This window comes from Pyxidicoccus caerfyrddinensis, assembly GCF_010894405.1.
GTDB lineage: Bacteria > Myxococcota > Myxococcia > Myxococcales > Myxococcaceae > Myxococcus > Myxococcus caerfyrddinensis.
Genome location: NZ_JAAIYA010000010.1, coordinates 160,920 through 186,716 on the forward strand (window position 1 = coordinate 160,920; position 25,797 = coordinate 186,716).

1 protein-coding gene (cut by a window edge) is annotated in these 25,797 nt (G+C 72.3%); it reads left to right on the top strand.

Annotation, left to right across the window (positions count from 1 at the left end):
- Positions 1-25,797, top strand: partial view of a non-ribosomal peptide synthase/polyketide synthase gene (locus tag G4D86_RS24910; protein ID WP_163996512.1) — the 5' portion only. It continues 17,505 nt past the right edge of the window; 25,797 of the gene's 43,302 nt are visible here — the first part of the coding sequence; it begins with the start codon at positions 1-3; the stop codon falls past the right edge of the window.

The window sequence follows — 25,797 nt, forward strand, 5'->3', positions numbered from 1 at the left end:
ATGCCCTCGCACACCCCCCAAACTCTCAACGACGTCCTGGTCCATCGCGCTACCGGGACGAAGGCCCACGAGCGCCAGTACACGTTTCTCGGCGACTCCGACGGTGAAGAAGTCTCGCTGAGCGCACTCGAGTTGCATGAGCGAGCGCGTCGCATCGCCGCCGTGTTGCAGGCGCGCGGGGCCGTGGGACAGCGTGTATTGCTGCTGTATCCGCCGGGGCTCGACTACGTCGCGGGCTTCTTCGGCTGCCTTTACGCCGGTGCGGTGGCGGTGCCCGCGTATCCGCCGGACCCGGTGCGGCTGGAGCGCACGCTTCCCCGGCTGCGCGCCATCATCCAGGACGCGGAGGCCACGGTGGTGCTCACCACCTCCGGCATCCTCGCGCTCGCGGACTTCGTCTTCGAGCAGGCGCCGGACTTCCGCGCGCTGCAGTGGCTGGCCACGGATGAGCTGCCCGCGGGCGGAGAGACCATGTATCGCGAGCCGGACGTGAGCCCGGACTCGCTGGCGTTCCTCCAATACACATCCGGCTCCACGGGCACGCCCAAGGGCGTGATGCTGTCTCACGCCAACCTGCTTCACAACCTGGGGCTCATCGCCAACGCGTTCCAGGTGCGCGAAGACAGCACGGGCGTCATCTGGCTGCCGCCGTATCACGACATGGGTCTCATCGGCGGCATCCTCCAGCCGCTGTATGCGGGCTTCCCCGTCGCGCTCATGTCGCCCATGTCCTTCCTCCAGCGTCCCATGCGTTGGCTGGAGGCCGTGTCCCGCTTCAAGGGCACCATCAGCGGCGGGCCGAACTTCGCCTTCGAGCTGTGCGCGCGCCGCGCGACGCCGGAGGAAGTGCAGGCGTTGGACTTGAGCACGTGGGAGGTGGCGTTCTGCGGCGCGGAGCCCATCCGCGCCGCGACGCTGGAGCGCTTCGCCGAGGTGTTCGCACCCAGCGGCTTCCGCCGCGAGGCCTTCTACCCGTGCTACGGCCTGGCCGAGGGCACCCTCATCGTCACCGGTGAGGAGAAGGGCCGCGTTCCGCGCGTGCACCTGCTGGAAGACGCCGCGCTCACGCGAGGCCGGGCCGTGCACGCGGAAGTTGGCGCGGCGGGGACTCGGCCGCATGTCGGCTGCGGCCTGACGCTGGCCGAGCAGCGCCTGCTCGTGGTGGACCCCGAGTCCCGCGTGCCGTGCACGCCGGGCAACGTGGGGGAGATCTGGGTGTCCGGTGGAAGCGTCGCGCGGGGCTACTGGCGCAAGCCGGAGCAGAGCGTGGAGACGTTCCAGGCCGTCCCCGTCGGCGCGGAGGACGGGCCGAAGTACCTGCGCACCGGAGACCTGGGGCTGCTGCTGGAGGACGGCCAGCTCATCGTCACGGGCCGGCGAAAGGACCTCATCATCCTGCGCGGGCGGAACCTGTACCCGCAGGACGTGGAGGCCGTGGTGGAGCGCGCGCACAAGCGCGTGCGGCCGGGCGGCGTGGCGGCCTTCTCCGTGGAGACGCCTGCGGGCGAGGCGCTCGCGGTGGTGGCGGAGGTAGGCCGGGAGCTGGCCGAGGCCGCGGACCCCACTGTGCTGGAGGCCGTCGCGGACACGGTGCGACAGGCGATTGCGCGCGAGCTGGAGGTGCAGCCGCACACGATTGCGCTGCTGCCTCCGGGCGCCGTGCCCAAGACGTCGAGCGGGAAGATCCAGCGCTTCGCCAGCCGCGCGGCGCTCGTGTCGGGGGAGCTGTCCGTGCTGTGGCGCACGGATGCGGCGGTGTCACCGTCAACGACGGACGCGGCCGCGCGCACGAGCGAAGGCGCGGCCACCTCGGGCCCTGCCGGGAATGGTGCTTCCCCCGCGACAGTCGAGCCGGCGGTCGCCGAGCTCGAACAGGCGCTGCGTGAGGAGCTCGTCGCGGTGCTCGGACCGGATGCCGCGCGGCACGACGCGGACGCGCCGCTCACGCGGCTCGGCATGGACTCGCTCGCCGCCGCGGACCTCCAGGCGCGCATCGAGAAGCGGCTGGGCCTGCGCGTCTCCGCCGCCGCCCTGCTCCAGGACCTGAGCCTGAGAGGGCTCGCGGAGTCGCTCTCGCGTGGTGCCGGTGCTCCGTCGTTGCCGCCCCTCCGCCGTCGCCAGGATGGGACGGGCGCCATCCCCGCGTCCTTCGCCCAGCAGCGGCTGTGGTTCATCCAGCAGCTCGAGCCGAGCTCCACCGCCTACCACATCCCCCTGGCCCTCTCGCTTCGCGGCCCGCTGGACGTCACCGCGCTGGAGCGCGCACTGGCGGAGCTGGTGCGGCGTCACGAGGTGCTGCGCACCACCTTCAGCTCCCATAACGGCGAGCTGGTTCAGCACGTCCAGCCACCGGCCCCCGTGCCGCTGCCCCAGGTGGACGTGACGGACCAGCCGCCCGAGGCACGCCAGTTCGTGCTCGACAAGCAGGGCGGCCTCGACGGGCGGCAGTCGATGGACATGTCCACCGGCCCGCTACTGCGCTGCTCGCTGCTGCGCTTCGCGCCGGAGGACCATGTCCTCATCGTCTCCGTCCACCACCTCATCGCGGACGGCTGGTCCGTGGGCCTGCTGGTGCGCGAGCTGGCCACCCTGCACGCCGCCTTCGCCGAAGGCCGCCCCTCTCCCCTGCCCGAGCCCGAGCTCCAGTACGCGGACTTCTCCGCGTGGCAGCGCGCCCACCTCACCCCGAAGGCGCTGGGCAAGGAGCTGACGTGGTGGCGCCAGGCGCTCGCGGACGCACCGTCGCTGCTGGCCCTCCCCACCGACAGGCCCCGGCCGCCTCGGCTGTCCTTCCACGGGGCCCGTCGCTCCCGCGTGCTGCCCGCGTCGCTGATGACGAAGCTGCACGCGCTGGGCCGGCGCGAGGGCGCCACGCCGTTCATGTGCGTGGTGTCCGCGCTGTCCACCGTGTTGCACCGCTGGAGCGGCCAGTCCGACTTCGTGCTCGGCTCGGCCATCTCCGGCCGCGACGTGCCGGGCATCCGCTCGCTGGTGGGTGACTGCACCAACTTCGTTCCGCTGCGCGTGCGCCTGCCGTCCGAGGCCACGGTGACGGGGCTGCTCGCGGCGGTGAAGGCGAGCACGCTGGGCGCGCTGACGCACGGCCACTGCCCGTTCGACCACGTGCTCGCGGCGGTGCAGCCCGGCTCGCAGCGGCGCGAGCTGTACAACATCGCCTTCGTCCTCGACGACTACGACATCCCGCACGACCTGCCCGCGGGCAACGGGCTGACGGTGGACGTGGCGCTGCTGGACAACCGCACCACGGAGCTGGACCTGACCTTCGAGGCCGCCCACGGCCCCAACGGCCTGCTCATCGGCTGCAAGTACGCCACAGACCTCTTCGACGCGGAGACCATCGACCGGCTGCTGGGCCACCTGGAGGTGGTCATCGGCGGCATGGTGGAGGCCCCGTCCCAGCGCCTCACCGAGCTGCCCCTGATGCCGGAGGCCGAGCGCCAGCAAGTGCTGCACGCGTGGAACCCGCGCGTGGACGCGCCTCGTGACGGCACCCTGGTGGAGCGCTTCGAGGCGCAGGTGGACCGCACGCCGGACGCCATCGCCGTCACCTTCGAGGCGAAGCACCTCACGTACCGGGAGCTGGACGCGCGCGCCAACAAGCTGGCCCATGTCCTGCTCCGCCACGGCGTGGGCCCGGACGTGCTCGTGGGCGTGTGCCTGGAGCGCGGCCTGGACCTCGTCGTCACGCTGCTGGGCATCCTCAAGGCCGGCGGCGCGTACCTGCCCATCGACCCGTCGTACCCGCGCGAGCAGCTCGCCTTCATGCTGGAGGACGCCCAGGCTCCGGTCCTGGTGACGCAGTCCTCGCTGGAGGACCGCGTGCCCGCGTCCGGTGACGCCGCCGTGGTGCGCATCGACGCGGTGTTCGAGACCGGCACCAGCGCCCCCCGTCCGCCCCGGTGCAACGCGCCGACGGACCTGGCCTACGTCATCTACACCTCGGGCTCCACCGGCCGCCCCAAGGGCTGCATGGTGCAGCACGACAACGTGGTGCGCCTCTTCACGGCCTCGGACCATTGGTTCAGCTTCGGGCCGCAGGACGTGTGGACCCTGTTCCACTCGTACGCGTTCGATTTCTCCGTCTGGGAGCTGTGGGGCGCGCTGCTCTACGGTGGCCGGTTGGTGGTGGTGCCCTACTGGGTGAGCCGCTCGCCCGAGGCCTTCCACAAGCTGCTGGCCGATGAGGCCGTCACCGTCCTCAACCAGACGCCCACCGCCTTCCGCCAGCTCATCCATGCCGAGCAGCAGGCCGCCGCGATGGGCGAGGTGCCGGCCCTGGCCCTGCGCTACGTCATCTTCGGCGGCGAGGCGCTGGACCTGGCCGCGCTGCGCCCGTGGTTCGAGCGGCACGGCGACGAGCGCCCGACGCTCGTCAACATGTACGGCATCACGGAAACGACGGTCCACGTAACATACCGACCGGTGCGGATGGCGGACCTGGACCGCCCGTGGTCCAGCGTCATCGGCTGCCCCATTCCGGACCTGCAGATCTATCTGCTGGACCCGTCCGGCCAGCCGGTGCCGGTGGGCGTGCCCGGAGAGATTCATGTCGGCGGATACGGCGTGGCGCGCGGTTACCTGCGCCGCCCGGAGCTGACCGCCGCGCGCTTCGTGGAGGACCGCTTCGGGCCGGTGCCCGGACGCAAGCTGTACCGCGCGGGCGACCTGGCGCGGCGCCTGCCGTCGGGCGACCTGGAGTACCTGGGCCGCATCGACAACCAGGTGAAGATCCGCGGCTTCCGCATCGAGCTGGGGGAAATCGAGTCCACGCTCACCACTCATCCGTCCGTGCGCGAGGCGGTGGTGATGGCGCGCGAGGACTCGCCCGGCGACAAGCGGCTGGCGGCGTACCTGGTGCTCGGGGACCTGAAGGACGCGGGTCCGGTGGACCAGACGTCGCAGTGGAAGGCCGTCTACGACGAGACGTACACGGAGGGCTCGCGCAGCGAAGACGCGACGTTCGACATCTCCGGCTGGAACGACAGCTACACAGGCGACGCGCTGCCGGCCGCGCAGATGCGCGAGTGGGTGGACACCACCGTGCGGCAGATTCTCGCGCTGAAGCCCCGGCGCATCCTGGAGCTGGGGTGCGGCACCGGCCTGCTCCTGTACCGGCTGGCCCCGCGCTGCGAGGCGTACTGGGGCATCGACTTCGCGAAGCCGGCGCTGGACCGCATCGAGCGCCAGCGTGAGCGCCTGGGCGAGTCGCTCGCCTCCGTGAAGCTGCTGCACCGCTCGGTCGATGACCTCACCGGCATCGAACCGGGCTCGTTCGACACCGTCATCTGCAACTCGGTGCTCCAGTACTTCCCCAGCGGGGACTACCTGCTCCAGGTGATTCGCGGCGCCGTGAAGGCGGTGCGCCCTGGCGGCCGCATCTTCCTGGGCGACGTGCGCAACCTGGCGCTGCTGAACGCCTTCCGCGCGTCCATCCGCCTGCACCGCGCGCCGTCGAACCTGTCCTCCGCGCAGCTCCTGTACCGCGTGCAGCGCGACGTGCTGGCCGAGGAGGAGCTGGTCGTCTCCCCTTCGTTCTTCACCGCGCTTGTCCAGCAGATTCCGGGCATCTCCCGCGTGGAGGTGCTGCCCAAGCACGCCCGCTATGACAACGAGCTGAGCCGCTTCCGCTACGAGGTCATCCTCCACGTGGGTGACGCCGCGAGCACGTCCGTCCAGCCCGAGTGGGTGGATGGCAGCGGCCTCACGCTGGAAGCGCTGCGCGAGCGGCTGGAGTCGAAGCCCGCGATGCTCGCCGCGCGGCGGCTGCCGAACGCGCGCGTGCTGGATGATGCGCGCCTCGTCGACCTGCTGACGGGCTCCGGCCGGCCGCCCACGGTGGCCGCGCTGCGTGAGGTGCTCCGGGACTGGCCGGGTCCTCGCGGCGTGGAGCCGGAGGACCTGTACGCGCTCGGAGGGGCGCTCGGGTACGAGGTGCGGGTGAGCTGGGCGTCCGCGTACGCGGACGGCTCGGTGGACGTGGTGTTCGCGCGTCCGGGTGAAGGCGCGGCGGTGGACCTGATGCCGGAGGCTCGGGAGCAGGCCGGGGCGCTGGAGCGGCTGACGAACGACCCGCTGCGCGGGGCCCGGAGCGCCCGCGAGGTGGCGCGCATCCGCCAGGCACTGGTGGAGAAGCTGCCGCCGCACATGGTGCCCTCCGCGTTCGTGGTGCTGCCGTCCCTGCCGCTGACTCCCAGCGGCAAGGTGAACCGTGGCGCGCTGCCCGCGCCCGAGGCGGACCGGCTCGTCATCGAGGACGAGTACGTCGCCCCGCGGACGCCCGCCGAGGAGGCCGTGGCCCGCATCTTCACCGAGGTCCTCGGCCAGACGCGCGTGGGCGCGAATGACGACTTCTTCGCCCTGGGTGGTCACTCGCTGCTGGCCACGCAGGTGGTGACGCGGCTGCGCGCGCAGCTCAAGGTGGAGCTGTCCCTGCGCTCCGTCTTCGAGGCCCCCACCGTGGCCCGCCTCGCCGAGCGCGTCCAGGCGATGCAGGGCTCGTCGTCCCGCGTCTCCGCCGAGGCACCGCCCCTGGAGCGGCTGCCGCGCGCGTCCGGTTCCGAGGACACCCAGGCTGTGTCCTTCGCGCAGCAGCGACTGTGGTTCCTGGAGCAGCTCCAGCCGGGACAGGCCGCGTACAACATCCCCGTGGCCCTGCGGCTGTCGGGCGCGCTGAAGGTGGACGTGCTGCGCCGCACCTTCGCGGAAGTGGTCCGCCGCCACGAGGCGCTGCGCACCACCTTCGTCTCCCGCGACGGTCAGCCCATGCAGCGCATCCATGCGGCTCCGGCCGAGTGGCCCCTGCCCGTGGAGGACCTGAGCGCGCTGGAGCCCTCCGTGCGCGACGCCACCGTACAGCGGCGCCTGCGCGACGAGGCTCACCGTGCCTTCGACCTGGAGCACGGCCCGCTGCTGCACACGGTGCTGCTGCGCTCGGGGCCGGACGAGCACGTGCTGGTGCTGAACATGCACCACATCGTCTCGGATGGCTGGTCCATGGGTGTGCTGGTGCGCGAAGTGGCCGCGCTGTACGAGGCGCTGGCGCAGGGCCGCGAGGCGGTGCTGCCTGGCCTGCCCGTGCAGTACGCCGACTACGCCGCCTGGCAGCGCCGGGTGCTGGAGGGCGAGGCGCTCGCGACGCAGCTGGAGTGGTGGCGCTCGCGCGTGCGCAACGTGCCGGCGCTGGAGCTGCCGACCGACTCCGTGCGCCCGGCCGTGCGCTCCCTGCGCGGTGCGACGCACTTCTTCACCGTGCCTCCGTCGCTGGTGACGTCGCTCGACAAGGTGGGCCAGGGCCACGGCGCCACGTTGTTCATGGTGCTGATGGCCGGGTGGCAGACGCTGCTGGCGCGCTACTCGGGACAGACGGACTTCTGCGTGGGCACGCCCGTGGCGCACCGCACGCGGCCGGAGCTGGAAGGGCTCATCGGCTTCTTCGTCAACACGCTGGCGCTGCGCTGCAACCTCGCCGGTGACCCGACCTTCACGGGGCTGCTGGCCCGCGTGCGCGAGGAGTCCCTGGGCGCCTTCGCCCACCAGGACGTGCCCTTCGACCGTCTCGTGGAGGCGCTGGGCGGCGAGCGGGACCTCTCTCGCACCGCGCTCTTCCAGTCCCTCTTCGTGCTCCAGAACGCGCCCATCCAGCCTCCGTCGCTGCCGGGCATGCGGGTGGAGCTGCTGCCGAGCGCCACGGAGACGTCCAAGTTCGACATGACGCTGTCGCTCATGGAGCGCGACGGAGCCCTGGAAGGCCAGCTCGAATACAGCCTGGACCTCTTCACGGCGGACACCGCGCGGCGCATGGCGGAGCACTTCCAGCGCCTGCTCCGGGGCATCGCGGAGGACGCGCAGCGGCGGCTCAGCGAGCTGCCACTGATGGGCGAGGCCGAGCGCCAGCAGGTCCTCGTCGCCTGGAACGACACGCGCACGGACTTCCCGTCCGACGCCACCGTGCACCAGCGCTTCACCGAGCAGGCCCGGCGCACTCCCGACGCCGTGGCCGTGTGCTTCGGGGACAGCACCCTCACCTACGCCGAGCTGGACGCGCGCTCGAACCAGCTCGCGCGGCACCTGCTGTCCATGGACCTGGGGACGGAGCCGCGCATCGGCGTATGCGCCACCCGGAGCCTGGAGCTGATGGTGGGCGTGCTGGGCATCCTCAAGGCGGGCGGCTGCTACGTGCCGCTCGACCCGGCGTACCCGGCGCAGCGCCTCGCCTTCATCTGCGAGGACTCGGGTCTCTCCGCGATCCTCACGCAGCAGTCGCTGGTGCCCGTACTGCCCTCGGGCTCGCGGCCCATCGTGTGCCTGGACTTCGAATGGGCGCTCGTGGCGCGGCACTCCGCGCATGACGTGGTGGCCCCGGCGCTCTCGGACAGCCTCGCGTACGTCACGTACACCTCCGGCTCGACGGGCATGCCCAAGGGCGTCGGCGTGCCTCACCGGGGTGTGCTGCGCCTGCTGTTCGGCACGGACTTCATTCGCTTCGGACCGGAGGAGGTCGTCCTCCAGGTCTCCCCGCTGACGTTCGACCCGTCCACGCTGGAAGTCTGGGGCGCGCTGCTGCACGGCGCGCGGCTGATCCTCGCCCCGCCCCACACGCCCGACGTGGCGGAACTGGCGCGGCTCATCACCCGGCATGAGGTGACGACCGTCGTCAGTTCCACGGCCCTCTTCGACCTGATGCAGCAGCACCAGCCTGAGGCCCTGGCCCGGGTGACGCAGGTCCTCACGGGTGGCGATGTGATGCCCGTGCCCCGTGCGCGGGAGCGACTGGCGGCGGGAGGCACGCTCGTCAACGCCTACGGCCCCACCGAGAGCACCACCATCACCACCGTCCACCGGCTGTCGCCGGGCGACGCCGTGGTCGGTTCCGTCTCCATCGGCCGGCCCATCGCCAACACGCAGGTCTACGTGCTCGACGAGGCGCTGCGCCCCGTGCCCGTGGGCGTGCCCGGCGAGCTGTTCATCAGCGGTGACGGTCTGGCCCGGGGCTACCTGGGCCGCCCCGCGCTCACCGCCGAGCGCTTCCTGCCCCACCCGTTCTGCTCCATTCCTGGCACGCGGCTGTACCGCTCGGGAGACCGCGTGCGCTGGCTTCCGGACGGCACGCTGGAGTTCCTCGGCCGCATGGACTCGCAGGTGAAGGTGCGCGGCTACCGCATCGAGCTGGGCGAAATCGAAGCCGCTGTGCGCGCGCACACCAACATCAGCGAGGCCGCGGTCGTCGTCCGCGAGGACGTGCCCGGCGACAAGCGCCTCGTGGCCTACGTCGTGCCCGCGGACGCGGACCTCACGAGCCTGCGCGAGTCGCTGCGCGAGCGCCTGCCCGAGTACATGGTGCCGTCGGCCTTCGTGCCGCTCGCGGCCCTGCCCCTGTCGTCCCACGGCAAGGTGGACCGCAAGGCCCTGCCGGCGCCGGTCGCCTCGGGTGCTTCGACGGACTTCGCCGAGCCCCGTTCGCCTCGGGAGCAGCAGCTGGCCGCGCTGTTCCGCGAGGTCCTCCGCGTGGAGCGCGTGGGCCCGCACGACGACTTCTTCGTCCTCGGTGGGCACTCGCTGCTGGCCACCCAGGTGGTGACGCGACTGCGCGCGCAGCTCGGCGTGGAGTTGCCCCTCCGCGCGTTCTTCGAGGCCCCCACCGTGGCCCGCCTCGCGGCGCGCATCGACGCGGCGAAGCCCGGGGTCGCGCTGCCGCCCCTGGAGCGGGTGTCCCGCTCGTCCGGCGATGCGCTGGAGGTCTCCTACGCGCAGCAGCGGCTCTGGTTCATGGAGCAGCTCCAGCCGGGACAGGCCGCCTTCCACATGCCGGCCGCGCTCAGCCTGCGCGGGCCCCTGAAGGTGGACGTGCTGCGCCGCACCTTCGCGGAAGTGGTCCGCCGCCACGAGGCGCTGCGCACCACCTTCGCCACGCGTGACAGCCGGCCCGTGCAGGTCATTCATGCGGCTCCGGCCGAGTGGACCCTGCCGGTGGAGGACCTGAGCGCGCTGGAGCCCGCCGCGCGCGAGGCCGCCGTGCAGCGGCGCATGAGCGAGGAGGCGCACCGCGCCTTCGACCTGGAGCACGGCCCGCTGCTGCGCACGGTGCTGCTGCACTCCGGCGCAGAGGAGCACGTGCTGGTGCTGTGCATGCACCACCTCGTGTCGGACGGCTGGTCCATGGGCGTGCTGGTGCGTGAAGTGGCCGCGCTGTACGGGGCCCTGGCGCAGGACCGCGAGGCGGTGCTGCCCTCGCTGCCGGTGCAGTACGCGGACTACGCGGCGTGGGAGCGGCGCTCGCTGGAGGGCGACGCGCTGGCGCCGCAGTTGGAGTGGTGGCGGGCCCACCTCCAGGACGCTCCGGTGCTGGAGCTGCCCACGGACCAGGCGCGGCCCGCCTCGCGGAGCCTTCGCGGAGGCACGCACTTCTTCAGCCTCCCGGCGGGGCTGATTGCCGGACTGGAGAGCGTGGGTCGGACGCAGAACGCCACGCTGTTCATGGTGCTGATGGCCGGGTGGCAGGCGCTGCTGGCGCACTACTCGGGCCAGCGGGACTTCTGCGTCGGCACCTCGGTGGGCCACCGTGAGCGGCCCGAGCTGGAAGACCTCATCGGCTTCTTCGTCAACCCGGTGGCGCTGCGCTGCAAGCTCGACGGGGATCCGACCTTCGCGAGCCTCGTCGGCCGCGTGCGCGAAGAGACCCTGGGCGCCTTCGCCCATCAGGACGTCCCCTTCGACCGCCTCGTGGAGGCGCTCGGCGGGGAGCGGGACCTGTCCCGCACGCCGCTGTTCCAGACGCTCTTCGTCCTCCTCAACACGCCGCTGGAGGCGCCCGCGCTGCCGGGCCTCGACGTGCGCGTGCTTCCGCTCGCCACGGAGACGTCCCGGTATGACCTGACGCTCGCGATGACGGAGCGCGGGGGCGTGCTGGAGGGCCAGCTCGAGTACAGCCTGGACCTCTTCACGCCGGATACCGCCCGGCGCATGGTGGACCACCTCCGCGTGCTTCTGGAGGCCGTGGCCCGGGGAGCTTCCGAGCAGCGCCTCAGCGAGCTGCCGCTCATGGACGAGCGCGAGCGGCACCAGGTCCTCGTGGCCTGGAACGACACCCGCGCCGAGTACCCGGCCGATGCCACGATTCACGCCCTCTTCACCGAGCAGGCCCGGCGCACTCCCGGGGCCGTGGCCGTGGAGCACGAGGGCCGCACCCTCACCTACGCCGAGCTGGACGCGCGCTCGAACCAGCTCGCGCATCACCTTCGCTCGCTCGGCATTGGCGCCGAGTCGCGCGTGGGCGTCTGCCTGCACCGGAGCCTGGAGCTGGTGGTGGGCGTGCTGGGCATCCTCAAGGTCGGCGGCGCCTACGTGCCGCTCGACCCGTCGTATCCGTCGCAGCGCCTGGCGTTCATGTTCGAGGACTCGGGCGTCGCCGCGGTGCTCACCCAGCAGTCGCTGGAGGACGAGCTGCCCGCGGGCTCACAGCCCCTCGTGTCCCTGGACTCCGAATGGGAGCGGATTGCCCGCCAGCCCGCGCACCCGGTGGACGTCACCGTGGGCCCGGAGCACCTCGCATACGTCACGTACACTTCCGGCTCGACGGGTACACCCAAGGGCGTCGCCATTCCTCACCGCGGCGTGGTGCGCCTGCTCATCGGCTCGCGCTTCGTGAACCTGGGGCCCGCCGAGGTGGTGCTCCAGCTCGCGCCGCTGGCCTTCGACGCGTCCACCCTGGAGCTGTGGGGCGCGCTGCTACACGGCGCGCGGCTGGTGCTCTACCCGCAGGGGACTCCGGACCTGGCGGAGCTGGGACAGGCGCTCGTCCGCCATGGAGTCTCCGTGCTGTGGCTGACCGCGGCCCTGTTCGACCAGATGCAGCAGCACCAGCCGGAGGCGCTGGCGCGGGTGCCGCAGCTCCTGGCTGGTGGCGACGTGCTGCCGGTGCCGCGCGTGCGCGAGCGGCTGGCGCGGGGACAGTCCATCATCAACGGCTACGGCCCCACCGAGAGCACCACCTTCACCGCGACGCATCGGCTGTCGCCCGGTGATGCCGTCGGTGACTCCGTGTCCATTGGCCGGCCCATCGCCAACACGCGGGCGTACGTCCTGGACGAGGCGCTGCGCCCCGCGCCCGTGGGCGTGCCGGGTGAGCTGTTCATCGGCGGCGACGGCCTGGCCCGGGGCTACCTGGGCCACTCCGCGCTCACCGCCGAGCGCTTCGTGCCGAATCCGTTCTCGACGACTCCGGGCGCGCGCCTGTACCGCTCCGGAGACCGGGTGCGGTGGCTCGCGGATGGGACGCTCCAGTTCCTGGGCCGCGTGGACTTCCAGGTGAAGGTGCGTGGCTTCCGCATCGAGTTGGGCGAAGTCGAGGCCGCGCTGCGCCTGCACTCCGCCGTGGCCGAGGCCACCGCCGTGGTGCGCGAGGACGTGCCCGGTGACAAGCGGCTCGTCGCGTACGTGACGCCCGCGGACGCGGACACCGGCGCGCTGCGCGAGCACCTGCGTCGGCACCTGCCGGAGTACATGGTGCCCTCCGCGTTCGTCGCGCTGGCGTCGCTGCCGCTGTCGCCCAACGGCAAGGTGGACCGCCGCGCCCTGCCCGCGCCGGACCTGTCGCCCGCGGACTCCGAGGCCACGGACGAGAGCGCCCTGCCCCTTCTCCAGCAGCAGCTCGCGGCCCTGTACCGCGAGGTGCTCCGCGTGGAGCGCGTGGGCCCGCACGACGACTTCTTCGAGCTGGGCGGCCACTCGCTGCTGGCCACGCAGTTGGTGACTCGGGTCCGCGCGCAGTTCGGCGTGGAATTGCCCCTGCGCACCCTGTTCGAGGCACCCACGCTGGCGCAGCTCGCGGAGCGCATCGAGGCGCTCCTCCTGCACGCGTCCCGCACGGAGATGCCGCCGCTGCTGCCCGTGCCGCGTGACGCCGCACTGCCGCTTTCGTTCGCGCAGCAGCGCCTCTGGTTCCTGGAGCAGCTCCAGCCGGGCCAGGCCGTCTACAACGTCCCGGTCGCCCTGCGGCTGACCGGCGCGCTGGACGTGGAGGTGCTGCGGAGCACCTTCGCGGAAGTGGTCCGCCGTCACGAGGTGCTGCGCACCACGTTCGCCACGCGTGACGACCAGCCCGTGCAGGTCATCAACCCCGCGCCCGCGCGGTGGTCCCTGCCGGTGGAGGACCTGCGCGCCCTGGACGCGTCCACGCGCGACGCTGCCCTGAGCAAGCGCATGGCCGAGGAGGCCCACCACCCGTTCGACCTTTCCACGGGGCCGCTCCTGCGCACGGTGCTGGTGCGCATGGGTGACGCGGAGCACGTGCTCCTGCTGTGCATGCACCACATCGTCTCGGACGGCTGGTCCATGGGCGTGCTGGTGCGCGAAGTCGCCGCCGTGTACTCGGCCCTTCAGGAGGGCCAGCCCTCCCCACTGTCCGCGCTGCCGGTGCAGTACGCGGACTTCGCCACGTGGCAGCGGCGCTGGGTTCAGTCCGAGGGCATCCAGGCGCAGCTCGACGCCTTGAAGTCGCGCCTCCAGGGCGTCCCCACGCTGGAGCTGCCCGCCGAGTCGGGCCGGCCGGCGACGCGGACGCTGCGCGGCGCCAGCCACTTCTTCACCCTGCCGGAGGAGCTCATCCACGCGCTGGAGAAGGTGGCCCGCGAGCAGGGCGCCACCCTCTTCATGGTGATGCTGGCCGCCTACGAGACGCTGCTGGCGCGCTACTCCGGCCAGGACGACTTCGCCGTGGGCAGCCCCATCGCCCACCGCACCCGGTCCGAGCTGGAGCCGCTCATCGGCTTCTTCGTCAACACGCTGGTGCTGCGCACGCGCCTGGACGGCGACCCGACCTTCGCGGAGCTGGTGGATCGCGTCCGCGAGTCCGCGCTGGCCGCGTACGTCCACCAAGACGTGCCCTTCGACCGGCTGGTGGAGGCGCTCGGCGGTGAGCGCACCGAGGGCCGTGCGCCGCTCTTCAACGTGATGTTCGCCCTGCAGAACGCCCCCATGCAGCCGCCGTCGCTGCCGGGCGTGCAGGTGGACCTCATGCGGAGCGTCACGGACACCGCGCGCTTCGACCTGAGCCTCTCGCTCATGGAGCGCGGCGGAGCCCTGGAGGGCGCGCTGGAGTACAGCCTGGACCTCTTCTCCGAGGCCACCGCCGAGCGGCTGGCCCGGCACTTCCGCGTCCTGCTGGAGGCCGTGGTCCGCGACGCCAAGGTGCGCGTCAGCCGCCTGCCGCTGATGGACGAGGCCGAGCGCCACCAGGTGCTGGTCGCCTGGAACGAGACGCCGTCCGCCGCATCCGCGCCGGAGTCCATTCCGTCCCTCGTCGAGTCCCACGCCCGTCGCGCCCCTGGTGCGGTGGCCGTGGAGCACGAGGGCCGCACCCTTACGTACGGGGAATTGGACGCACGCGCGAATCAGCTCGCGCGGCACCTGCTGTCACTGGGGCTGAAGCCCGAGGCGCGCGTGGCCCTGTGCGTGGAGCGCGGGCTCGAGCTGCTCGTGGGCATGCTGGGCATCCTCAAGGCCGGCGGCTGCTACGTGCCGTTGGACCCCGCGTATCCCCGCCAGCGCCTGGCCTTCATGCTCCAGGACTCCGGCGCCGCCGCGGTGGTGGCTCAGCAGTCGGCACTGGCGTCGCTGCCCGAGCACGGGCGGCCCACGGTGTGCCTGGATTCGGAGTGGCCGATCATCTCCCGTCAGCCCTCGAATGCGCTGTCGGGCGTGTCCGTCCTTCCGGGACAGCTCGCGTACGTCCTCTACACCTCGGGCTCCACCGGCACGCCGAAGGGCGCGGGCGTGGAGCAGGCCTCCGTCGTCAACCTTGTCCGGGACACGAACTACATCCGCCTGACGCCGGAGGACTGCATCGCCCAGGTGGCCACGCCGTCGTTCGATGCGGCGACGTTCGAGATCTGGGGTGCGCTGCTCAACGGGGCGCGGCTGTCCATCATCCCGCGCGACGTCACGCTGTCTCCGCCGCAGCTCGCGAAGAAGCTGCGCGAGGTGGGCGCCACCACCGTCCTCCTCACCTCGGCCCTCTTCAACGAGGTGGCCCGGGAGCAGCCTGGTGCCTTCAACCCGCTGCGCACCGTCCTCTTCGGCGGTGACGCGGGAGACCCACGCGCCGTGCGCGCCGTGGTGGGCGCGGGCTTCCGGGGCCGGGTGCTGAACTTCTACGGCCCAACCGAGGCCACCGTCGCCGCCACCACTTTCTCCGCAGCGGGGCTCGCGGCGGAGGCCGTGTCGGTCCCCATTGGCCGGCCCCTCGCACGCTCACGCGTGTACGTGCTCGACAGGAACGGCGAGCCAGTGCCCACCGGTGTAATCGGCGAGCTGTTCATCGGCGGCGAGGGCGTGGGCCGTGGCTACCCGGGCCACCCCGCCCTCACGGCCGAGCGCTTCATTCCAGACCCGTTCAGCACCACGCCGGGAGCGCGGCTGTACCGCACGGGCGACCGCGCGCGCTGGCTGGCGGATGGGACGCTCGACTTCGCCGGCCGCTTGGACGCGCAGGTGAAGATCCGCGGCTTCCGAATCGAGCCGGGCGAGGTGGAGTCCGCCCTCAAGGCCCACCCCTCCGTGCGCGAGGCGCTGGTGCTGGTGCGCGAGGACGTGCCCGGTGACAAGCGGCTCGTGGCCTACGTCACGGGCGCGCCCGCTCCGGACGCGGCCACGCTGAAGTCCTTCCTCTCGGAGCGGCTGCCCGCGCACCTGGTGCCGTCCGCCTTCGTCGCGCTCACCGCTCTGCCCCTCACGCCCAACGGCAAGCTGGACCGCAAGGCCCTGCCGGCGCCGGACACCGCTCCGGCCGCCGCGTCCGCCCCCGCCGTCCCCGAGCGCCTCACGCCGTTCCAGCAGCGCGTCGCCAGCCTCTTCCGCGAGCTGCTGCGCGTGGAGCGCGTGGGCCTGCACGATGACTTCTTCGCCCTGGGCGGCCACTCGCTCCTGGCGACGCAGCTCATCTCCCGCCTCCGCTCCACCTTCCAGGTGGAGCTGCCCCTGCGCGCCCTCTTCGGCGCTCCCACCGTGGCCCGCGTCACGGAGTTCGTGGAGGAGCAGTTCCTCGTCCGCACCGAGGAGCCGAAGACGCCGCCGCTGCGGCCCGTCCCGCGCGACGGAGAGCTGCCGCTGTCCTTCTCCCAGCAGCGCCTCTGGGTGCTCGACCAACTCCAGCCCGGGAGCACCAACTACAACATGGTGGGCGCGCTCCGGCTGGATGGCACGCTCGACTCCGAGGCGCTGCGCCGCGCGCTGGAGCACCTCGTCGGCCGCCACGAGGCCCTCCGCGCGACGTTCGCGATGAAGGAGGGTCAGCCCGTCCAGGTCCTCCACCCGCACGCCGCCTGGACGCTGCCCGTCACCAGCCTGGAAGCCACTCCCGCGGAGTCGCGCGAGGCCGAGGCCCTGCGGCTCTCCACCGAGGAGGCCAGCCAGCCCTTCGACCTGGGCGCGGGTCCGCTGCTGCGCACGCGGCTGTTGCGACTGGACGCGGAGCACCACGTCCTGCTGCTCGTCATGCACCACATCGTCTCGGACGGGTGGTCCATCGCAGTCATGATTCGCGAGGTGGCCGCGGGCTACGAGGCCTTCGCCTCCGGCAAGGCGCCCATGCTGCCGTCGCTGCCCGTGCAGTACGCGGACTTCGCCGCGTGGCAGCGTGGGTGGCTCCAGGGCGACGTGCTCGCGCGTGAAGTCGCGTGGTGGAAGGAGCAGCTCGTCGGGGCGCCTCAAGTCCTGGAGCTGCCCACGGACAAGGTCCGCCCCGCCGTGCGCACCCCGCGCGGCGCGCTGCTGCCCGTGCACCTCCCCCGCGAGCTGGTGGTCCGCCTGCTTACCCTCGCGCGTCAGGAGCGCACCACGCCCTTCATGGCGCTGCTCGCCGCGTGGCAGGTGCTGCTGTCGCGCTACAGCCGGCAGGAGGAGCTGCTCGTCGGCTCGCCCATCGCCGGTCGCCGCCAGGGCGAGCTGGAGGGGCTGGTCGGCTTCTTCGTCAACACGCTGGTGCTCCGCGGCCGCGTGCGTCCGGAGGACTCGTTCCGCGCGCTGCTCGGCCAGGTGCGGGACACCACCCTGGCCGCCTTCGAGCACCAGGACCTGCCCTTCGAGAAGCTCGTCGAGGAGCTGAACGTCCCGCGTGACATGAGTCGCAACCCGCTGGTGCAGGTCATCTTCGCCCTGCAGAACGCGCCCACCGAAGAGCTTCGGGTGCCGGGCCTCACGATGCGCCCGCTGGAGGTGGACAACGCCACCGCCCGGTTCGACCTGGGCCTCATGCTCGCCGAGTCACCCGACGGACTGCGCGGCGTCATCGAGTACAGCACCGACCTGTTCGAGACCTCCACGGTGGCCCGCCTCGCCGGCCACCTGCGCACGCTGCTGGAGGCCGCCGTCTCCACGCCGGACCGGCCGCTGGCCACCCTGCCGCTCCTCACGCCCGAGGAGCGCCAGCAGGTCGTCGTCGCCTGGAACGACACCACCCGTCCGTACCCCGCCATCACCATCCCCGAGGCCTTCGCGCGCCAGGCCGCGCTGCGCCCGGACGCCATCGCCCTGGAGTACGGCGACCAGCGCCTCACCTACGGGCAATTCGAAGCCAGGGCCAACCAGCTGGCGCACCTGCTGCGCTCGCACGGCGTGGGCCCGGACTCGCGCGTCGCCGTGAGCCTGGAGCGCGGCCTCGAGCTCATGGTCTCGCTGCTGGCCATCCTCAAGGCGGGCGGCGCATACGTCCCGTTGGACCCCGCGTACCCGGCGCAGCGGCTCGGCTTCATGGTGGAGGACGCGCGGCCCCGGCTGCTGCTCACCTCGCGCACCCTGCGCGCGCAGCTCCACCTGTCGGATGAGTCGCTGCCCTGCCTCTTCGCCGACGAGCTGTCGCTGGAGTCGCAGCCGGCCACGCCGCTCCCGTTGGACATCAAGCCGGGCCACGTCGCCTACGTCATCTTCACGTCGGGCAGCACGGGCCGGCCGAAGGGCGTGGCCGTGCCGCACCGGGGCGTCCTGCGCCTCGTCCACAGTGAGCCCTACCTCGGCTTCGGCCGGCGGGGGGACACGGGCCTCCTCCTGGCGCCCATCTCCTTCGACGGCTCCGTCATGGAGATGTGGATTCCGCTGCTGCACGGCAACCCGCTCGTCATCTTCCCCGCGAAGGCCTTGCCCAGTGACCTGGACACGCTGGGCCAAGTGGTGGAGCGCCACGGCGTCACCTTCATGCACATGTCCGCGGGCCTGTTCTCCCAGCTCGCGGAGCACCGGCCGGACATCCTCCGCCGGCTGAAGGCCATCCACTCGGGCGGAGACGTGCTCTCCGTGACGCACGCTCGTAGTGCGCTGGAGGTGGTGGGCAATCCCGTCACCAATGGCTACGGCCCCACCGAGGTCTCCGTCATCGCCACCAGCTTCACGCTGGAGCGGCCCGAGCAGGTGGGTACGTCCGTCTCCATCGGCAGGCCGCTCGCGAACACGCGCGTGTACGTGGTGGACGCGCGGCAGCAGCCGGTGCCCGTGGGCGTGGCGGGTGAGCTGCTCCTTGGCGGCGACGGCCTGGCCCAGGGCTACGTCTCGCGCCCGGACCTCTCCGCCGAGCGCTTCATCCCAGACCCGTTCTCCACCGCGCCCGGCGAGCGCCTCTACCGCACGGGCGACCTCGTCCGCTGGCGTCCCGACGGGCTGCTGGAATTCCTCGGCCGCATCGACCACCAGGTGAAGGTGCGGGGCTTCCGCATCGAGCTGTCCGAGGTGGAGGCCGCCCTGCGCGCCCTCCCCGCCGTGTACGAGGCCGCCGTGGTGGTCCGCGAGGACGTGTCCGGCGACAAGCGGCTGGTGGCGTACGCCATGCCCCGCGAGGGCCAGTCGCTGGACGCGGCCACGCTCCGCACGGAGCTGCGCCAGCAGCTGCCCGAGTACATGGTGCCGTCCATCTTCGTGACGCTGCCCGTGCTGCCGCTCAACCCCAGCGGCAAGGTGGACCGCAAGGCGCTGCCCGCGCCGGACGCCGCGTCCACCGGCCGCCTGGGCCGCTTCGTGGAGCCCGCCAATCCGCTGGAGCAGCAGATCGCCGCGCTCTACGCGCGGGAGCTGGGCGCCGACCGCGTCGGCGTGCACGACCACCTCTTCGAGGAGCTGGGCGGCACGTCGCTGTCCGTGGTCCGCATCGCCGCGCGCCTGCGCGAAGAGCTGAAGCGCGAGCTGCCCGTGGTGTGGCTCTTCGAGCACCCCACCGTCCATGACCTCGCCGCCCGCATGGAGCGCGAGGCCGCGGGCACGGCCACCCAGGAGCCCGCGCCCGGCCACCGTCCGCGTGACACCCGTCCGTCCGAGAAGGGCTCGGGCTCCATTGCCATCATCGGCATGGCGGGCCGCTTCCCCGGCGCCGCGTCCGTGCAGGAGTTCTGGCGCAACCTGCGCGAGGGCGTCGAGTCCATCTCCCGGTTCTCCGCCGACGAGCTGGAGCACATGCCGGGCCTGCCCGACGGCATGGAGCTGTGGCAGCACCCGAACTTCGTCCCCGCGGCCGGCGTGCTGGACGACGTGGACCGGTTCGACCACGCCTTCTTCGACATGTCCCTGCGCGAGGCGCAGTGGATGGACCCGCAGCAGCGCCTCTTCCTGCAGTGCGCGTGGGGCGCGCTGGAAGACGCGGGCATCGACCCGGAGCGTTTCCCGGGGGCCATCTCGCTCTACGCGGGCGCCACGGACTCCGGCTACACGGACGCGGTGCGCGCGACGGTGCCGCTGGACGGTGCCGCCATCTTCGAGCTGTACGGCACCGCGACGCACGAGAGCCTGGCCACGAAGACGTCCTTCAAGCTGGGACTCACCGGTGAGAGCACGCTCGTCTACACCGCGTGCTCCACTGGCCTCGTGGCCGTGCACCATGCCTGCCAGAACCTGCTGGCGGGGCTGTCCGACGTGGCGCTCGCGGGCGCGACGCGCATCACCGTGCCGCAGCGCACGGGCTACGTGTACCAGGAGGGGATGATCTTCTCCCCGGACGGGCACTGCCGCGCGTTCGACGAGAAGGCGCAAGGCACCATCTCCGGTAACGGCGTGGCCTCTGTGGTCCTGAAGCGACTGGAGGATGCGGAGCGCGACGGCGACGCCATCTACGCCGTCATCCGCGCCACGGCGACCAACAACGACGGCCGCCACAAGTCCGGCTTCACCGCGCCCAGCGTGCAGGGCCAGTCCGCCGTCATCACCCAGGCGATGGCGCGGGCCGGCGTGGAGCCGAAGGACATCGGCTACGTGGAGACGCACGGCACCGCGACTCCGCTCGGGGACCCGATTGAAGTGGCCGCGCTCCAGCGTGCGTACGGGCTGGGGGCGGACCGCCGCGGCACCATTCCGCTGGCCTCGCTGAAGACCAACGTGGGCCACATGGACACGGTGGCCGGCCTCGCGGGCCTCATGAAGGTCGCGCTCTCGCTGCACCACGGAGAGGTGCCTCCAAGCCTCAACTTCGAGCGCCCCAATCCGCAGATCGATTTCGATTCCGGTCCCTTCTTCGTCAACACATCCCTGAGGTCGTGGCCGAGGGGCGAGGCGCCGCGACGCGCGGCCGTCAGCTCCTTCGGCATTGGCGGTACCAACGCCCACGCAGTGCTCGAGGAATCCCCCATGTCCCAGAGCGGCTCCACCACGCGGACCCACCACGTCGTCACGCTGTCGGCGCGCACTCCCGAGGCGCTGGAGGCGGCGTCGAAGCAGCTCGCCACCCATGCGGAGGCCAGCGCCGCGGACCTGTCGATTGCCGACGTGGCCTTCACGCACGCCGTGGGCCGCAAGGTCTTCGAGCACCGCCGGGCCGTCGTCGCGACGGACGCGGCGGACCTGGTGAAGCAGCTCCGCAAGCCGTACACGGCGGTGAAGGTGAAGGACGAGGCGGCGCGACGGCGTCGCGTCGCCCTCGTCTTCCCGGGCCAGGGCGCCCAACAGGTGGGCATGGGCCGCGAGCTGTATTCGGCAGAGCCCGCCTTCCGCGCGCACGTGGACGCGTGCCTCGCGCTGCTGGAAGAGTCGCTGCGGGCCCGCGTGCGTGCGCTGCTCCAGGCCGCTCCGGGACAGCAGGACGCGGAGACGGCGGCGCTGCTCGCGGACACGCGCGTGGCCCTGCCCGCGCTGTTCTCCGTGGAGTACTCGCTGGCGCGGATGTGGATGGACTGGGGCCTGAAGCCCCACGCCGTGCTGGGGCACAGCTTCGGCGAGTACGCCGCCGCCTGTGTGGCCGGCGCACTGCCGCTGGAGGACGCGCTGAAGCTGGCGGTGGCTCGCGGCGAGCTGATGCACCGCATGCCTCCCGGGGCGATGCTCGCGGTGGCGATGTCCGAGTCGCAGGTGCTGCCGCTGTTGTCCGGGCGGCTGGAGCTGGCGGCGATCAACTCGCCGGACCGGTGCGTCGTCGCCGGGCCGGTGGACGAGGTGGAGCGGCTGCAGGAGGACCTGAAGCGCCGGGACGTGGGCGCGGTGCGCATGCCCGCGCCGCATGCGTTCCACTCCGCGGACGTGGAGCCGCTGATGCCGGAATTGGAGCGCGTGGTGGCGTCGCTGCGCCGCGCGGAGCCGACGGTGCGCTACGCGTCCAGCGTCACCGGGGCGTGGGCGAAGCCGGGAGCCCTGGCCGAGCCGCGCTACTGGGCAGACCAGATGCGCCAGCCCGTGCGCTTCAGCGAGGCCGTGGGGGCCCTGCTGGAAGATGGCTGCAGCGTGGTGCTGGAAGTGGGCCCCGCGCAGGACCTCACTCCGCTGGTGCGCGCGTGCCTGGGGCAGGACCGGGAGCGGGTGAAGGCGCTGGCCACGCTGCGGCGCGGCGGCACCACGACGGAGCACTCGGGCCTGATGCAGGCCGTGGGCGAGCTGTGGACGCAGGGCGTGGAGGTGGACTGGTCCGCCTTCTACGCGCAAGAGCAGCGCCGGAAGCTGCACCTGCCGACGTACCCGTTCCAGGAGAAGCGCTGCTGGGTGGAGGCGAAGCCCGCGCAGGCGAATGGGAATGGGTCGTTCGCCTCGGTGTCTCCTCGGACTCCGGTGGAACAGGTCCCCGTGAAGGCGCAGGGGAGCATGGTGAACTCCCCGACGAGGCAGGCCTCTGCTCCGGTGTTCGCGCTGCCCGCTCAGGACTCCGCGGGCGCGCCGGTTTCAGCGCCGGTCGTGGCCGCGCAGGGCACCATGGTGGTGACGCCCGCGGGGCAGGCTTCGGCTCCCGTGTTCGCGCCGCCGCTGTCGGCTCCCCCGCCCTCTGCTCCCGTGCCGGCGGCGGTGCCCGTGTTCGCGTCACCCCCCGTGACGGCGGGACGCGTGGCCGTCTCGCCCTCCGGCCAGGTCGCGGCGCCCGGAGTCGTTCCGCCGCCGGTGATTCCGGCGCCCGTCCCCGCCTCGCTCACGGCGTCCAGCGTGAGCACGCCCGCGCAGGCTCCGGTGCTTCCGCCCGTCCGGGCGCCCGCCACCACCCAGCCCATGACGGCGTCGCTCCCGGTGCCCGCGCCCTCCGCTCCAGCCGCCCCGCCCGCGCGGACGTCAGCCGTCCCCGCGGCCACCCCGGGCGTGCCCGTGCGCGAGGACGCACCGCGCGGTGACATCGAGGAACGCCTCGCCGCCCTGTGGAGGGAGCGTCTCGGCCTGGAGTTCGTGGGCCGCGACGACAACTTCCTGGAGATCGGCGGCAACTCGCTGATGGCCGCCCAGCTCCTCAACCAGATGCGCGAGGCCTTCGGCGTGCAGCTCCCCCTGGCCGCGCTTTTCGAGGCGCCCACGGTGGCCGGCATCGCCGAGCGCATCGAGCCGCTGCTGCGTCAGGCCCCCGCCGTGCAGCAGACCCGCGAGCTGCCCCTGGTGCCGCTGCCGCGCACCCAGGAGCTGCCCCTGTCCTTCGTGCAGGAGCGCGTCTGGCGCCTGGAGCAGCACCTGCCCGGCCTCTCCGCGTACACCATTCCCTTCGTGCTGCGCCTCGAAGGCTTCGTGGACGCGGACACCCTCCAGCGGAGCGTCCAGGAAATCGTCAACCGCCACGAGGCGCTGCGCACCACCTACGACTTGGTGGACGGCCGCCCCGTGCAGCGCTTCCACAAGCACGTGCACATCCCGCTCGACCTCATCGAGCTGACCGGCTCCGCGGAGCACCGCGAGTCGGAGGCCATGCGGATTGCCCGCGAGGAGTCCGCGCGGCCGTTCGACCTGGTGAAGGGCCCCGTCATTCGCACGGTGCTGCTCAAGCTGGACGCGCAGGTCCACATCCTCGTGGGCGCCATCCACCACGTGGTCTGCGACACGCTGTCCGTGGCCATCTTCGTCCACGAATTGGGCCAGCTCTACGCCGCCTTCCGCCAGGGCCGGCCGTCGCCGCTGCCGCCGCTGCCCGTGCAGTACGCGGACTTCGGTGCGTGGCAGCGCCGCACCATCGCCGAGCACCTGATGCCGGACCAGGAGCAGTGGTGGCGCAACCGCCTCGCCGGCATGCCGCGCCGGCTGGAGATGCCCACGGACCGCTCGCGGCCCGCGAGCTGTCCGCTCACGTCGGTGCGCATGATTGTCGACTTCCCGTCCGCGCTCGCCCGCGAGGTGGGTGCGTTCGGCAAGCGCGAGGGTTTCACCTCGTACATGACGGTGCTGGCCGCGTGGCAGACGCTGTTGCACCGGTACAGCGGGCAGACGGACATCATCGTCGGCACGCCCATCGCCAACCGCACGCGCCCGGAGCTGCTGGGGCTCATCGGCTACGTGGCTCACTCGGCGGCGTTCCGCACCAGCTTCGCGGGCGACCCGACGTTCCGCGAGCTGCTCGGCCGCGTGAAGAGTGAGGTGTCGGAAGCGCAGTCCCGGCCCGACGTGCCCTTCGAGCACCTCGTGGAGGAGCTCATCCCGGGCAAGGACATCGGCCGGGGCCGGATGACGGACACCGTCTTCGTGTACCACTCCAGTGTGGGCAGTGGCGCGGCGGCGCTGGAGCTGACCGGCGTGCGCGGCTCGCTGGTGGAGGTGCCCAACGCCCCCGTGCAGTGGGGCGCCACGCTGTCCGAGCTGACGCTCGTCCTCTCCGAGGAGGGCGGCCGCATCCACGGCGCGCTCGAGTACGCCACCGAGCTGTACGACGAGCCCACCGCGCGGCGCATGGTGGAGCACCTGCAGGTCATGCTGGGCGCCGCCCTCGCCCGCCCGGACGAGCGCATCTCGCGCCTGCCCCTGGTGACGGAAGCCGAGCGGCGCGCGTGGCCCCTGCCCCGCCCCGCCTCCGTGTCCGCCGCCGTGCCTGTGCTGCTCGCGGAGCGTGCGCGCCGGAGCCCGCAGTCCGTGGCCGTGAGCCAAGGCGACACGGTGTGGACCTGGGCGGAGCTGTCCGCCCGTGCGAGCCGCGTGGCCGCGCGACTGCGGACACTCGGGGTGCGGCCGGGAGACCCGGTCGCGGTGTGCCTGGAGCCCTCGCCCGCGAAGCTCGCCGTCCTCTGGGGCGTGCTGGAGGCCGGAGGCGCTGCGGTGACGCCAGGAACCACTGACCTGGGCGGCCTCACCGTCTACGCACCGGAGGGCGCCTCCGCGCCGGTGCTCGTCACCTGGCGCGGCGTTGTCACCTCCGCGAAGCTGGACGCCGCGCGCACGGTGTACGTGGAGGAGACCCTGGAGGTCGCATCCACTCCCGTGACTCTGGACGTCCAGGCCGACACGCTGGCGTGGCTGCTGCCGGCGGGAGCGGGCAGGCCCGCATGGGCGCTGAACCACCAGGCCCTGACGGAGCTGTTCGACGCGATGGACGGCCGGCTGCGCCCCACCGAGGGAGGCACCTGGCTGGCGGCCACCGAGTCCACGACGGACCGTCCGGAGCTGGAGTCCATGTGGGCCCTCTCGCGCGGCATGCGCGTGGCCTTCCCGTCGGAGCGGATGGCCGCGCAGCTGGTGCGCCTGAATGGCGGCGGGCCGCGCACCCAGGCCATGGACCTGAGCCTCATCTACTTCGCCAACGATGAGGACACGCTGTCCGGCCCGAAGTACGAGCTGCTCGTCGAGGGCGCGAAGTTCGCGGACGCCCACGGCTTCTCCGCAGTGTGGACGCCCGAGCGGCACTTCCACTCCTTCGGCGGCCTCTACCCGCAGCCCGCCGTCGTGGCGGCGGCCCTGTCCACGGTGACGCGCAACCTGCGCCTGCGCTCGGGCAGCGTGGTGCTGCCGCTGCACGACCCGATGCTCATCGCCGAGCAGTGGTCCGTGGTGGACAACCTCTCCAACGGCCGCGTGGGCCTGTCGGTGGCCACGGGCTGGCACGTGCAGGACTTCTCCTTCAACCCGTCCGCCTACGAGGACCGGCGCAACGTCCTGCTGCGCAACCTGGAGACGCTGCGAGCCATCTGGCGCGGTGAGAAGCAGCGGCGCAAGGGCGGCGGCGGAGTCACCGTCGAAGTGGCCCTGCGTCCGAAGCCGGTGCAGAAGGAGCTGCCGGTGTGGCTCACCGCCACGTCCAGTCCGGAGACCTTCCGGATGGCGGGAGAGCTGGGCGCGGGCGTCCTCACCGGCCTGCTGGCGCACTCGCTGGAGGAGATGAAGCCGAAGGTGGCGCTGTACCGCGAGGCGTGGCGCCGCAACGGCCACCCGGGTCGGGGCCACATCACCTGCATGGTCCACACCTTCATCGGTGAGGACTACCAGGAGGTGCTGCGCACGGTGCGCAAGCCGCTGCTGAGCTACTTCCGCGGCTCGGCGGACATCGTCGCCAGCCTGCTCGCGGCGCAGGGGCACCAGGGGGAAATCGACAAGGTCTCCGAGGAGGACATCAACGCCATCCTGGAGCACTCCTTCGAGAACTACGCGAAGGTCACC